At 55.8% G+C, this 12540-nt stretch carries 12 protein-coding genes and 2 pseudogenes; 11 read left to right on the top strand and 3 right to left on the bottom strand.

All coding sequences use genetic code 11. The features are described 5' to 3' along the window. Positions 1 to 25 precede the first annotated feature (25 nt). Together ACR0KW_RS15135 and ACR0KW_RS15130 are read right to left on the bottom strand one after the other, a co-directional pair. Positions 26 to 280 (bottom strand): annotated as a pseudogene (locus ACR0KW_RS15135) (integrase core domain-containing protein); the annotation flags it as partial. Between the two features lie 312 nt (positions 281 to 592). Beyond that, entirely contained in the window at positions 593 to 1159 is a 567-nt protein-coding gene (locus ACR0KW_RS15130) for a cupin domain-containing protein (RefSeq protein ID WP_480805735.1), read from the bottom strand. 144 nt (positions 1160 to 1303) lie between these two features. Between ACR0KW_RS15130 and aptA the strand changes: the two genes are divergently transcribed. The 9 genes and pseudogenes from aptA to ACR0KW_RS15085 all read left to right on the top strand — a co-directional run bounded on the left by aptA (position 1304) and on the right by ACR0KW_RS15085 (position 9638). Next, positions 1304 to 2626, top strand: coding sequence for an omega-aminotransferase AptA (aptA, locus tag ACR0KW_RS15125; RefSeq protein WP_480805734.1), 1323 nt, complete (start codon positions 1304 to 1306; stop codon positions 2624 to 2626). Between the two features lie 34 nt (positions 2627 to 2660). After that, positions 2661 to 4172, top strand: coding sequence for a CoA-acylating methylmalonate-semialdehyde dehydrogenase (locus tag ACR0KW_RS15120; protein ID WP_480805733.1), 1512 nt, complete (start codon positions 2661 to 2663; stop codon positions 4170 to 4172). Positions 4173 to 4197: 25 nt separating this feature from the next. Continuing rightward, the gene (gene ald, locus ACR0KW_RS15115) at positions 4198 to 5307 is read left to right on the top strand and encodes an alanine dehydrogenase (protein WP_480805732.1); all 1110 of its coding nucleotides are present in this window, start codon (positions 4198 to 4200) and stop codon (positions 5305 to 5307) included. Between the two features lie 71 nt (positions 5308 to 5378). Continuing rightward, on the top strand, positions 5379 to 6389 hold the full coding sequence (gene dctP, locus ACR0KW_RS15110) for a TRAP transporter substrate-binding protein DctP (RefSeq protein ID WP_480805731.1): 1011 nt from the start codon (positions 5379 to 5381) through the stop codon (positions 6387 to 6389). Positions 6390 to 6459: 70 nt separating this feature from the next. Next, positions 6460 to 7074 carry a TRAP transporter small permease gene (locus ACR0KW_RS15105; protein WP_480805730.1) on the top strand — a complete coding sequence of 205 codons (615 nt, stop codon included), beginning with the start codon at positions 6460 to 6462 and terminating at the stop codon, positions 7072 to 7074. Beyond that, positions 7071 to 8363 (top strand): TRAP transporter large permease, encoded by a 1293-nt coding sequence (locus tag ACR0KW_RS15100; protein ID WP_480805729.1) that lies wholly within the window; start codon positions 7071 to 7073, stop codon positions 8361 to 8363. The genes ACR0KW_RS15105 and ACR0KW_RS15100 overlap by 4 nt, the downstream gene beginning before the upstream one ends. A gap of 143 nt (positions 8364 to 8506) precedes the next feature. After that, positions 8507 to 8917, top strand: a complete 411-nt coding sequence (locus ACR0KW_RS15095; RefSeq protein WP_480805728.1) for a universal stress protein — start codon at positions 8507 to 8509, stop codon at positions 8915 to 8917. Between the two features lie 336 nt (positions 8918 to 9253). Continuing rightward, a pseudogene (locus ACR0KW_RS15090) lies at positions 9254 to 9364 on the top strand (integrase); the annotation flags it as partial. Positions 9365 to 9464: 100 nt separating this feature from the next. Then, positions 9465 to 9638: an ATP-binding protein gene (locus tag ACR0KW_RS15085; RefSeq protein WP_480805727.1), complete on the top strand. Its 174-nt coding sequence runs from the start codon at positions 9465 to 9467 to the stop codon at positions 9636 to 9638. Here the strand turns inward: ACR0KW_RS15085 and ACR0KW_RS15080 are convergent. Then, positions 9613 to 10080 (bottom strand): Lrp/AsnC family transcriptional regulator, encoded by a 468-nt coding sequence (locus tag ACR0KW_RS15080; protein ID WP_480805769.1) that lies wholly within the window; start codon positions 10078 to 10080, stop codon positions 9613 to 9615. The two genes, ACR0KW_RS15085 and ACR0KW_RS15080, sit on opposite strands and share 26 nt — an antisense overlap. Before the next feature lie 96 nt (positions 10081 to 10176). On the opposite strand from ACR0KW_RS15080, the gene ACR0KW_RS15075 reads away from it, so the two are divergent. Together ACR0KW_RS15075 and ACR0KW_RS15070 are read left to right on the top strand one after the other, a co-directional pair. Further along, entirely contained in the window at positions 10177 to 11307 is a 1131-nt protein-coding gene (locus ACR0KW_RS15075; RefSeq protein ID WP_480805726.1) for a Leu/Phe/Val dehydrogenase, read from the top strand. Next, positions 11304 to 12539 carry a thiamine pyrophosphate-dependent enzyme gene (locus tag ACR0KW_RS15070; RefSeq protein WP_480805725.1) on the top strand — a complete coding sequence of 412 codons (1236 nt, stop codon included), beginning with the start codon at positions 11304 to 11306 and terminating at the stop codon, positions 12537 to 12539. Before ACR0KW_RS15075 ends, ACR0KW_RS15070 begins: the two co-directional genes overlap by 4 nt. Position 12540 lies beyond the last annotated feature (1 nt).

Genomic DNA, 12540 nt, shown 5'->3' with positions numbered 1-12540 from the left:
GACGCTACCCGATGAGGTCGTGTGGTCAAGCGGTTTTCGTCTTGATCAGCCCCACCTGAGTGGTCCAATTTGATTGTTGGCGAATGACCGGCCTCCGGTCTATCTGGACGATGGTTTCCAGGGCTGGTAGGCGAATGCCCAAAGCACTGTGAGGGCGTTTTGCGTTTTAGTGCTTCCTCCACTCTTCGATCAGGATTTGTGCCTCGCGCAGACTGTAGAAGATTTCTCCATTCGGGAACTCATTGCGGAACCTGGCATTGTAGCTTTCGCAGTATCCGTTCAGCGCGGAACGCATGTATCAGTGTTTCTTAGTGGCGCGCAGCGCCACCATAAGCGTTGTAGGTCAGATCGGAAAGAAGTCAGATTGGGGTGCGCTTGCGATGCTTACTTTAGAACGCTGCAGCCCCAGCCCACAATGCGGACTTTCGTGGCAAGCACGAAACCAGAAATGGGCTGGGCATCCGGACACTTAGAATTCGACATTCGGTTCAGTCTGTGAATGTCGACTTCATTTCTCATTTTGAATTGGTCGTCGGATGTGCCCTTCGTGCGAAATATTGAACGCATCAATAACAGAACTCTTGTGTTTAAGTCAGAAGGACGAAGGGGTGCACGCGCTGATAACTTTGCATGGCGTATCCCCTGCATTCCTAAACCTGTGTGGCAGTATGCTCGAGAAATAATATGCGTCTCCGGGACCTAGCACTCTTGACTGCCCATCTACTGTCACTTCAAGACGGCCTTCTATGACAACCGCGCATTCCTCTCCTTCGTGCGACAACTCGGATCGACCTGAGTCCGCGCCGACATCGTACTCTTCAATCAGCATCTGCAACTTTCGGTTTCGACGCTCTCCTGCAACTAGCAGATAGGAAACACCGGGCGACCCCAAATCGCGCATACTGCTTTGAGGGAAATAGAAGCTGTCCTCGTTCTTCAGTTCGAAGCTGAAGAAGAACCCCAGATTGACTTCAACGCCAGCGAGGATCTTCTTGAGCAACGCTACCGACGGCTGGGTCGATCCGCTTTCGATCTGGGAAATCGTCCCGCTACCTACTCCTGCGCGCTTGGCCATCTCGCGCTGGCTGAGGCCCTTTGAGGTTCGAATCAATCGTAGCCGCCGGGCAGTTTCCAGATCAGATGTCGAAGAGTCAGCCATCGTGATTTCCTGCTTTTGATCGAAAGCACTTTAGGAGGGGCGGGTCTGTTTTTCAATGACTTACAGAAACCCACAAAGCCGGGTGTGCGGAACGCCTGAACTCTGCAAGGATTTGGCACCAAATGAAAATCTGCTTCACGAGGAATGAACGTGCTCGATCAACCTAACACAATGTCATCGTTTTGGATGCCGTTTTCGGCCAATCGTGATTTCCTTCGCGAGCCCCGCATGATCCAGTCGGCCGAGGGGATGTATTACACCAGTTCCGACGGCCGCAAGGTCATGGACGGCACCGCCGGGCTATGGTGCGTCAATGCCGGTCATCGTGATCCGCTTATCGTTGAAGCGGTACAGAAACAGGTGCACGAGCTGGATTACGCGCCAAACTTCCAGTTCTCCCACCCTCAGGCGTTCGAACTGTCAGGGAAACTGACCGCAATGATGCCGGAAGGGATGAACCACGCCTTCTTTACTAACTCGGGATCCGAGTCCGTTGATACGGCGCTCAAGATTGCGCTGCATTACCACCGGATGCGCGGCGATGGCGCGCGTACGCGTTTGATCGGACGCGAGCGCGGGTATCATGGCACAGGGTTTGGTGGCATCTCGGTTGGCGGTATCGTCAAGAACCGCATGCATTTCGGCACGCTTCTGACCGGCGTTGATCACTTGCGTCACACGCATGATCTGGAGAAAAACGCATTCTCCCGCGGTTGCCCGGAATACGGTGCAGAACTGGCGGATGATCTGGAACGACTGGTTGCGCTTCACGATGCGTCGACGATTGCAGCAGTGATCGTTGAGCCGATGGCCGGGTCCACCGGTGTTCTCCTGCCGCCAAAAGGATATCTGAAGCGAATGCGGGAAATCTGCGACCGCTATGGCATTCTGCTGATTTTCGACGAGGTCATCACCGCCTTTGGTCGTTTGGGGGCCGCGACTGCATCGGAGTATTTCGATGTGAAGCCCGACATCATCACGACGGCAAAAGGCCTGACCAACGGTGTCATCCCGATGGGTGCCGTGATCGTTTCTGACAAAATCTATGCATCGGCTATGGAAAACGCCGATGCGCCGATCGAACTGTTCCACGGTTATACCTATTCCGCCAACCCTGTATCTTGTGCCGCAGCGCTGGCGGCTTTGGAAAGTTACAAACAGAATGATTTGTTCCGCCGCGCTGCTCTGCTGGCTCAGCCTTGGGAAGATCAGCTTCACAGCCTCAAAGGCCTGCCGAATGTCATTGATATTCGCAATCTGGGCCTAGTCGGAGCCATCGAACTCGCGTCGCGTGACGGCGCTCCGGGTGCTCGGGGCTATGACGCCATGAAGCGCGCCTGGGACGCTGGAATCATGATCCGTGTCACTGGCGACATCATTGCCCTGTCGCCACCGCTGATCATCTCTGAACCTGAAATAGCGACCCTCTGTCAAACGCTTGGAGAGGTATTGGCTGACCTGCCATAACCTCTGACCACTAACCCTAAAAAGGACTGACATCATGAAAGATGCATCCCCGATCGCTTTGATCGGCCACTACATTAATGGCCAAATCACAGTTACGCCCGGCGAAAAGACCCAGCCGGTGCACAACCCCGCAACCGGAGCGCAAACCGGCGAGGTGTCGCTGGCGACTGTACAGACGGTGAACGACGCGGTGACCGCTGCCAAAGCCGCGTTCCCCAAGTGGTCGAACACGCCTCCGATCCGCCGTGCCCGCCTGATGAACAACTTCCTGGCCCTGGTGCGCGAGCATAAAGACGAGCTTGCCCGCGCCATCACGGTCGAGCACGGCAAGGTGTTCACCGACGCCCAAGGAGAAGTTGAGCGCGGCATTGATATCATCGAGTTTGCCTGCGGCATTCCGCAACTCCTCAAGGGCGATTACACGGAACAAGTCTCCACTGGCATGGACAACTGGACCACGCGTCAGGCGTTGGGTGTTGTCGCCGGGATCACTCCCTTCAACTTCCCGGTCATGGTGCCGATGTGGATGTTCCCGATCGCCATCGCCGCAGGCAATACCTTTATCCTGAAGCCGTCGCCGACCGATCCGTCAGCTTCGCTGCTGTATGCGGATCTGATGCAGAAGGCTGGTTTCCCAGACGGTGTGTTCAACGTCGTTCAGGGTGACAAGGTCGCCGTGGATGCGTTGCTGGAAAATGACGACGTAAAGGCTGTGTCCTTCGTCGGCTCGACACCGATCGCCAACTATATCTACGAGGTCGGTGCGCGGCACGGCAAGCGCGTTCAGGCACTGGGTGGCGCAAAGAACCACATGCTGGTGATGCCCGATGCCGATATGAACAAAGCCGCCGACGCACTGATCGGCGCGGCCTATGGCTCGGCCGGAGAGCGCTGCATGGCGATTTCGGTTGCCCTGCTGGTTGGTGATGCCGCCGACAAGCTGATGCCTGTCCTTAAAGAACGAGCCGAAACCTTGAAGGTCAAAAACGGTCTTGAGCTGGACGCTGAGATGGGTCCGATTGTCACTGCAGCCGCGCGGGATCGGATCAAAGGGTACATCGACTCTGGCGTCGAAGAAGGTGCGGATCTGCTGGTCGATGGCCGCGACTATACCGTCGAAGGGCACGAGGAAGGTTATTTCCTTGGCGGCACCCTGTTCGACAACGTCACCCCCGACATGAAGATCTACAAGGAAGAGATCTTCGGCCCGGTTCTGTCCTGCGTCCGCGTCTCGAGTTTCGCGGAAGGCCTGCAACTGATCAACGACCACGAGTTCGGCAACGGCGTGTCGCTGTTCACCCGCGACGGCAATGTAGCGCGTGAGTTCGGCAAGCAGGTTCAGGTCGGCATGGTCGGCGTCAATGTTCCGATCCCGGTTCCGATGGCCTGGCACGGCTTTGGCGGCTGGAAGAAGAGCCTGTTCGGAGACATGCACGCCTACGGCGAAGAGGGTGTGCGTTTCTACACCAAGCAGAAATCCATCATGCAGCGCTGGCCCGAGAGCATCTCGGAAGGTGCCGAATTCGTCATGCCAACTGCAAAATGATCATCCGGTCCAAGGAGTGAAGAAAATGTTCATTGGTGTTCCCAAGGAAATCAAGAACCATGAATATCGGGTCGGCCTGACCCCCGAAAGCGTCGCGGAACTGGTTTCACATGACCACAACGTTATCGTAGAGACCAATGCCGGGTCTGGCATTGGCGCAGATGACGATGCCTATCGAGCTGCCGGAGCCGAAATTGCTGCAACTGCTGCCGATGTATTCGCCAATGCCGAGATGATCGTGAAGGTGAAGGAACCTCAGGCCGTGGAACGCGCCATGCTGCGTGAAGGTCAGATCCTTTACACCTACCTGCATCTGGCCCCCGATCCGGAGCAGACCAAAGATCTGGTCAACTCGGGCGCGGTCTGCATCGCCTATGAAACCGTCACCGACGACAATGGCGGTCTGCCCCTGCTGAAACCGATGAGCCAGGTTGCCGGTCGCATGTCGATCCAGGCCGGGGCCAGTGCGTTGGAAAAGGCCAAGGGTGGTCTGGGCGTATTGCTGGGCGGCGTGCCTGGTGTAAAGCCCGGCAAAGTTGTGGTCATCGGCGGCGGCGTCGTTGGTTTCAACGCGGCTCAGATGGCAGTCGGCTTGCACGCGGACGTAACCATTCTTGACCGCAATCCAGCAGTTCTGGAGAAGCTGGAAAACCACTTCGAGGCTTCGGCCAAGGTTGTCTATTCAACCAAAGCTGCACTGGAGGAAGAAGTCACCAATGCGGATCTGGTTGTTGGCGCGGTTCTGATCCCGGGCGCTGCTGCGCCCAAGCTGGTCTCGCGCGAGCTGATCTCCAAAATGAAACCCGGTGCGGTCGTCGTGGACGTGGCGATCGATCAGGGCGGCTGCTTTGAAACGTCCAAAGCCACCACCCACGCAGAGCCCACCTACGTTGTCGACGATGTTGTTCATTACTGTGTCGCCAACATGCCGGGCGCAGTCGCCCGAACGTCGACTTACGCGCTCAACAACGTCACGCTGCCGCACGCTCTGGCCATTGCCAACAATGGCTGGAAGCAGGCGCTTGCGGACAATCGTCACCTGATGAACGGCCTGAACGTGGCCCACGGCAAGGTGACATACAAGGCTGTGGCCGATGACCTCGGATACGAGTTCATCGCCCCGGAACTTTGCTGACACCAGCAAATCGACGCCCGCTCCAGCACGCCGCTGGGCGGGCGTTACTCGTCAAACAGGAGGAGATCTCGATGAGTTTCAATAAGTTTACCACAGGTATGGTGGCAGGCGCGCTGGGTGCTCTGATGTCGACTGCGGCATTCGCGGAAGACATGACACTGCGCTTTGCCGGCGTGTTCCCGATCGATCATCAGGGCACAAAAATGATGGAACAGGTTGCAGCTGACGTAGCGGCTGCAGATGTTGGCCTGACGATTGAAGTCTTTCCGGCAAACCAGTTAGGTTCCGGTGAGGCGCTGTTCGAAGACGTTGCCCGCGGCAATATCGATCTGGCCTCGGCCTTCATCTATGCCGACACCGATCCGCGTCTTGAGTTCCTGTCCATGCCGTTCCTGCTTGGGGGATGGGAGGACATGGAAAGCACCCTGCTCAACATGGATTCCGAGTTCAACACCATCCTACAGGAAATCACCGACGAATACGGTGTCCGCGTCATGGCACAGAACCCGGAAGGGTTCATCGGCATCGTTGCCTCGCAAGAGCCCGAAAACTGGAACACCTTTGACGACAAGGGCATGAACATTCGCGTCTGGTCGTCCAGCGTTGTGAAATCGATGGTTGAAGAACTGGGTTACCAGGCGACAACCATGGCATGGGGCGACATCTTCCCCGCACTTCAGGCCGGTATTGTCGATGGGGCCATCTGCTGCACCAAGACCGCGACCTACTCGATCTTCGCAAAGTCGGATGTTGGCACTCACTTTGTCGAGTACAACTCGATCTCGGAACTGACAACGTTCTATGCGTCGCAGCGGACACTCGACAAGTTGAACGACGAACAGCGTGCCGCACTGCAGGCCGCTATGACCAAAGCATCCGAGGACTTCTTTGCCTACAACCGTGAGAACGACGAAGTGTTCGGTCAAAAACTGCTCGACAAAGGTTACACCATCCTGCGCCTGAGCGACGAAGAACAGGCTGCAATGGCCACGCATGTTCAAGAAACGGTCTGGCCCGCGATGGCGCAAAACGTCGGTCAGGACATCATTGACCGCCTGCTGGCCGCAAAAGCGCAACAATAGACTCCAAGAGAAGGGCCAGCAAAACAGTTGGCCCTTTTTTGGTCTTTGGCTCAACAAAGGGAGGGAGAAAATGTCTGCTTCAGAAGCTGGGCATCTACTGGTCGTAGAAAGCGCGGAGAAGAAGAGCTCGCAGAAAATCACCGACGAGTTGCCGGTTGTAATTGGGTATCCGCTGAAAGCAGTGGCCTTTGTCATGAGACAGATCGTCATGTTTGCCGGCTTTCTGATGGCCTTCACATTTGGGGCCGTTGTCGTCATCCGGTACGGATTTGGTGGCGATCTTTTTGCCTATGAAGAATGGCTTCTGGGCATCAGCATCATCGGTTTTTTTGCAGGCGCAGTGCTGGCCTCTGCCCGCAACCTGCATATCAACGCGGACATTCTTGGCATTGTGATCCAAAACCCTCGGTTGATCTGGTGGCGCGGCTTTGTCGTCCTGACCGTCGAGATCCTGGTGATCCTTTTTCTCATGTATGCGTGCTACGTTTCGCTGCTCGATGACTTCTCATTCCCGCGACTGCGCGCAACGCCAGTGCTGCGCATTCCATTTGTGACCTGGCGGATCGCGATCATGATTGCCTTTGGCCTCATGGCAACGTTCACGGCGGCATATTTGTACGTGCATATCCGCAAGGGGCTTGGCCTTCCCTTAAGATCAGAAATGCAAAAAGGAGAAACCCAATGATCATCGGAGGAAGTCTCCTTATTGTCTGCTTTATGCTGCTGTTGGGCGTTAGCGTTTACGTGGCATTCGGATCAGTCTTGATTTTCATCGCAATTGTTGGAGATCAATCCATCACCGGCTATTTGCCGACCGGCTCGACGGGCATCCGTTCATTGGTGCTTTTGGCGATCCCGCTCTTCATGATCGCTGGCGGCATCATGGAAAAAGGAAAAATTGCCGCCCCTCTGGTCTCGCTGGCTGAAATGTTCATTGGCCATATCAAAGGAGGATTGAGCGCTGCTGGGGTGCTGGCCTGCGGTGTGTTCGGCTCCATTTCCGGTAGTGCCAATGCAACGCTGACCTGTATCGGCGGCATCATGATGCCCCACCTGAAAAAGGCCAACTACCCGGGAGGGCAATCGGCGGCTCTGATCGTGGCGGCCAGTCCCTTGGGTCTGTTGATCCCACCGAGTTCGTCGCACATCCTTTATGGCTGGGTTGCACAACAGCACGTTCTGAAGTGCTTCTTGTCCACAGTCATTCCCGCGATCATCCTCATCACACTTTTGATCGTGGTTAATCAGTTCATGCTGCGGAAGTATGACGGCATTAACCTAACGGAACGCCCTAAACCGTTTCTGCCAACATTCGGAGTACAGGCGCGGTTGGCCGGACCTGCTCTGATGATGCCGCTTATCATTCTAGGTGGGATCTATGGCGGGATCATGACGCCGACCGAGGCCGCCGGGATCGCCGTGGTCTACTCGATTCCGATCGCGATTTACTTCTATCGTGGCTTGACGTGGAAAACGCTGGCTCAGACCATCCAGAACTCAGGCGTTACGATTGGCGTTGTCATGGTCATGATCTTCATGGTTCTGATCGTTTCGGACAACTTGATTTCGCAGGGCGCGCCCCAGCTGGCCAAGGATCTGGTCTATTCCGTGTCGGACAACCCGATCGTTATCCTTTTAATGATCAACGTCGTGATGATCCTGATCGGAATGCTGATGGACGACATCTCGGGTCTGCTTCTGGCCACACCGATCTTGCTGCCTATTGCTCAGAGCACTGGTATGGATCCGATCCATTTTGCGGCTGTGATTGGCGTAAACCTGGGAATGGCGAACATTACACCTCCTACAGCGCCGCTGCTCTATCTTGGTGCTCAGGTCTGCGATGAGCCGGTTTCGCGCATGCTGTGGCCGACTTTGATCTTCATTGTCTTTGCCTGGCTTCCCACGCTGATGCTGACAACCTTCGTACCGGAATTGGCTCTCTTCTTGCCGGACCTCCTGCTCAGCAGGTAGCGGCGGGAAAGTGAAAATTGCAAAGCAATCAGGGAAGCGCGCACCCCATTCCAACGATTGGGGTGCATGAGCACTCTCTCAAAAATGAACCGGGAGAGTGGGTTCGCAGCAGAAAACCGGAAACCTGAAAACAGAGGTTTGAAATGTACAAGAATATCCTAGTCGCGCTGTCTCTTGAACACGGCATTAGTGAACACGCGCTCTCGGCAGCGCACGCCCTTGTATCCGAAGGCGGAAAAATCACAGCAGCACATATTCACGAACCACCAAATAGACAAATAATGTACTATATGGATGAAGGGATTGCCGAAAAATCTCTCCAAAAAGCAAAGGCGCGTCTGGCCGAGCGCCTGAAAGACGAATCTCAGGTCTCTTCTGTCCTTCTTGAGAGCCAATCTGCAGGTCGGGCAATTACCGAGTACGCCAACAAGCACGGCATCGACTGCATTGTCCTAGCGTCGCATAGACCTGGTATGAAGGAGTTCTTTCTGGGCTCGACTGCCGCTCTCGTCGTTCGCCATGCCCAATGTTCGGTGCACGTACTCCGCCTATAATGCATGCGTTCGCCCCAGATCAGTCAACTTGTACTGTGAAAATCTACGGTGATAAGCACGTGTCAGGCCCCCGCTTGAGGAAAACACCTCTAATCAGTCAGATCAGTTCAACTTCTCCCGGCTTCGGCAAAGTGCGGTCTGACTGTGTTTAGAGACAATATGCTGGGCTTTCGAGTCTACCGCTATCAATTATTAAAAAATCGCCGAATTCCTGCTGCTTTTTGTGCAATTGTTTTCTGGAAGAATAGGTTACCAGATCTCAGAGGCAACGCCTCATCCCAAGATATGGTTCATTGTTGTCGGTGTGGGAGGGCATGGCGGATTGGAGGGTCAATCATGGAGACACCAAACTTACCTGCCATTCGCACGCTTCGCATAGCTTGGAACAAAGGTCGCATCGTCGGGCAGAAGCGACCACTGAAACCAAAGCATGTCTGGGCAACTCGCCCTCTCCCCGCGGCAGATCAGCAAGAATGATCACCTGCGGCGTCGCATACAAATGCCCCAGATTTCCAAATGGAGATCAAGGTCAATGAACATGGCCTAGTTGCTGGATGAAGAAGGCGCAGCCATCATCCTCTCCACCGAGCTAGCCTACGGAGAGTGGCCCAACTTCTTTGGCGATGAAAAGATGACCACAGCGCTGCTTGATCGCATTTCGCAACACCGCGAAATCATCGAAACTGGCTATGCTCTCAATATGGGATGCGCGTTCGACTGATGAATTGGCGCAAAGCGAACCGTGAACGCACCACTCGTAGTCCCGGCAGCCGCATTAGTTTTGTCTGTAGGAACGTCTCAAACTCTTCAAGGCTTTCAACCGCAATTTCCAACAGGAAGTCCTGTGCGCCGGTCATCAACGTTCCAGTCACCACTTCGTCAAACAGCGCGACCTGGCGTTGGAAGTCGGCCACTTTTTCGGCATCCTGCCTCTCCAATTCGACCGAGACAAAAGCTGTGATCGGAAAGCCTGCCGTTTTACGGTCAATTCGGGCGCTGTAGCCCGAAATCAACCCAGAATCCTCAAGGCGTGCCAACCGGCGCTTGCAAGGTGTGGCGGACAGACCAATGCGTTCCGACAGTTGGACCAATGACATGCGTCCATCCTCTTGCAGCGCGCGAAGAATCTCTCGATCCACTTGATCAGTAGTGTAAGGCACTATGAATCCTTATATTTGTAGTGAATACCACTAAGTTTGTTTCAAAGTACCTTAGAAAAGCGGTTTTTCAACCCATTACTGGACCATAGGCTAGAAGTGATGATCCCGACGGATCGAATTGACGACACTCCTGCCATGCAAACGAATGGTGAAACCATGCCCCTGATCCTCACAGAAGAAACACCGCCACCCGGATATGAACGTCTGATCTTTGCCGAGGACACCAGCAACGGGTTGCAGGCTTACATCTGCCTGCATTCGACAGTTTGCGGCCCGGCGGCGGGTGGCTGCCGAATGTGGGCTTACGACAGTCGGGAAGCTGCGCGCGAGGACGTGTTGCGACTGGCACGCGGCATGACGGCCAAGAACGTCATGGCTGGACTTGGGTTGGGCGGTGGCAAATCGGTGATCATCGGCAATGCCTGCGAAGACAAAACTCCGGCAATGCTGCGCGCCTTTGGCCGTGCAGTCGATGCACTTAAGGGGCAGTATTATACCGCCGAAGATGTTGGGTTCTCGCCGGAAGACATACAGATTGTAGCTGAGGAAACGGAATTCGCGGTTGGCCTTGAAGGGGGCGAGCATGGCAGCGGCGACCCGTCACCCTTTACCTCCGAAGGGGTATTCCAATGCCTGAAGGTTGGCGCACACGACGTGTTCGGAAGCGACGATCTGACCGGGCGTCGTGTGCTGGTTCAGGGTCTGGGCCACGTAGGCATGAGTCTGGCGGAAAAACTGTATGCTGCGGGTGCGTCGCTGATCGTGTCGGACATAAATCAGGCGGCGCTGGATCTGGCCCGCGACCGGTTGCGTGCGGATATCTGCCCCGTGGATCAGGTCTTTGACGCGCAGATGGACATTTTCGCACCTTGTGCTCTGGGCGGTATACTGACCCATGAAAGCGCGCAGAAACTGTCGGCGCGATTGGTCTGTGGCGCGGCCAACAACCAATTGGCTGAAGACGACGTTGCCGAAACCCTTCGTGCGCGCGGAATTCGCTATCTGCCAGATTACGTAGTTAATGCAGGCGGCATCATCAGCGTGGCAGGTGAAATCCACAAGGCGGGTGAGACATATCGCCAGTCCAGGCTCAAGGAGATCGCGACGCGTATTGCCGAAATCCTGGAAACCTCGAACCGCACCGGCCGATCGACCACACGGGTCGCCGATCAGATTGTCGGTGACATTCTGGACCGTGCACGTGGCCATCAACAGGAGGGGGCAGCATGAGCGATACAACCAAACCGCTTTCGCTGAATGTACCTGAGCCGGGCTGCCGACCAGGCGATACGCCTGATTTTTCCGACTTCGAGATCCCCCGCGCTGGTGAGGTCCTGCGCCCGCCGGTCGACGTGGCCGCGGATGATATTCGTGACATGGCTTTTTCGATTGTTCGGGTTCTGAACAAAGAGGGACAGGCCGTCGGTGAATGGGCAGGGGCAATGACGCCTGATGAGCTGCGTACCGGCTTGCGCCACATGCTAACCCTGCGCGCCTTTGACAAGCGTATGCTGATGGCGCAGCGCCAGGGCAAGACAAGTTTCTATATGCAGCATCTGGGCGAAGAGGCGATCAGCTGTGCCTTTGCGCGTGCGTTGCGCCCCGGTGACATGAACTTCCCGACATATCGTCAGGCCGGTCTTCTGGTCGCGGTGGACTATCCGATGCTGACGATGATGAACCAAATCTATTCCAATGCCGATGACCCGCTGCACGGACGGCAGTTGCCAATTATGTATACCTCGAAAGAACATGGGTTCTTTTCGATATCAGGCAATCTGGGCACCCAGTTCGTGCAATCGGTGGGCTGGGCCATGGCCTCGGCCATTTCGGGGGATACCAAGATTGCCGCTGGCTGGATCGGCGACGGTTCAACCGCGGAAAGCGATTTTCACGCAGCGATGGTGTTTGCCTCAACCTACAAGGCGCCGGTGGTTCTGAACATCGTCAACAACCAATGGGCTATTTCGACCTTTCAGGGGATCGCCCGGGGCGGTGTCGGTACATTTGCCGCGCGCGGCCATGGGTTCGGCATCCCTTCGCTTCGTGTCGATGGCAACGACTATCTGGCCGTTCACGCGGTCGCCAAATGGGCCGCCGAACGCGCGCGTCGCGGGCTGGGCCCGACCTTGATCGAGTATGTGACTTACCGCGCGGGCGGGCATTCTTCGTCTGACGATCCCTCGGCCTACCGCTCGGGTGAGGAAGCCAGCGCCTGGCCGCTGGGCGATCCAATAGAACGACTGAAGCAGCATCTGATCACGATCGGCGAATGGTCCGACGAACGCCATACACAGGCCGTGGCCGAAATTATGGATGGCGTCATAGCAACGCAGAAACAGGCCGAGAGCGTCGGCACCCTGGGCGACGGCAAGGCACCATCGCCCCGTGACATGTTCGAGGGTGTCTATGAAACGATGCCACCGCATCTGATCCGGCAACGCCAGCAAGCGGGGTATTAAG

The organism is Ruegeria sp. CG11, assembly GCF_056537245.1.
This window is presented reverse-complemented; position numbering and strand designations above follow the sequence as displayed.

Excerpts from the sequence above, each read along its gene's own strand:
- ACR0KW_RS15105 (WP_480805730.1), top strand. The coding sequence starts at position 6,460 with ATGTCTGCTTCAGAAGCTGGGCATCTACTGGTCGTAGAAAGCGCGGAG.
- ACR0KW_RS15095 (WP_480805728.1), top strand. The coding sequence starts at position 8,507 with ATGTACAAGAATATCCTAGTCGCGCTGTCTCTTGAACACGGCATTAGT.
- ACR0KW_RS15070 (WP_480805725.1), top strand. The coding sequence starts at position 11,304 with ATGAGCGATACAACCAAACCGCTTTCGCTGAATGTACCTGAGCCGGGC.
- dctP (WP_480805731.1), top strand. The coding sequence starts at position 5,379 with ATGAGTTTCAATAAGTTTACCACAGGTATGGTGGCAGGCGCGCTGGGT.
- ACR0KW_RS15130 (WP_480805735.1), bottom strand. The coding sequence starts at position 1,159 with ATGGCTGACTCTTCGACATCTGATCTGGAAACTGCCCGGCGGCTACGA.
- ACR0KW_RS15075 (WP_480805726.1), top strand. The coding sequence starts at position 10,177 with ATGATCCCGACGGATCGAATTGACGACACTCCTGCCATGCAAACGAAT.
- ACR0KW_RS15120 (WP_480805733.1), top strand. The coding sequence starts at position 2,661 with ATGAAAGATGCATCCCCGATCGCTTTGATCGGCCACTACATTAATGGC.
- ACR0KW_RS15100 (WP_480805729.1), top strand. The coding sequence starts at position 7,071 with ATGATCATCGGAGGAAGTCTCCTTATTGTCTGCTTTATGCTGCTGTTG.
- ald (WP_480805732.1), top strand. The coding sequence starts at position 4,198 with ATGTTCATTGGTGTTCCCAAGGAAATCAAGAACCATGAATATCGGGTC.
- aptA (WP_480805734.1), top strand. The coding sequence starts at position 1,304 with ATGAACGTGCTCGATCAACCTAACACAATGTCATCGTTTTGGATGCCG.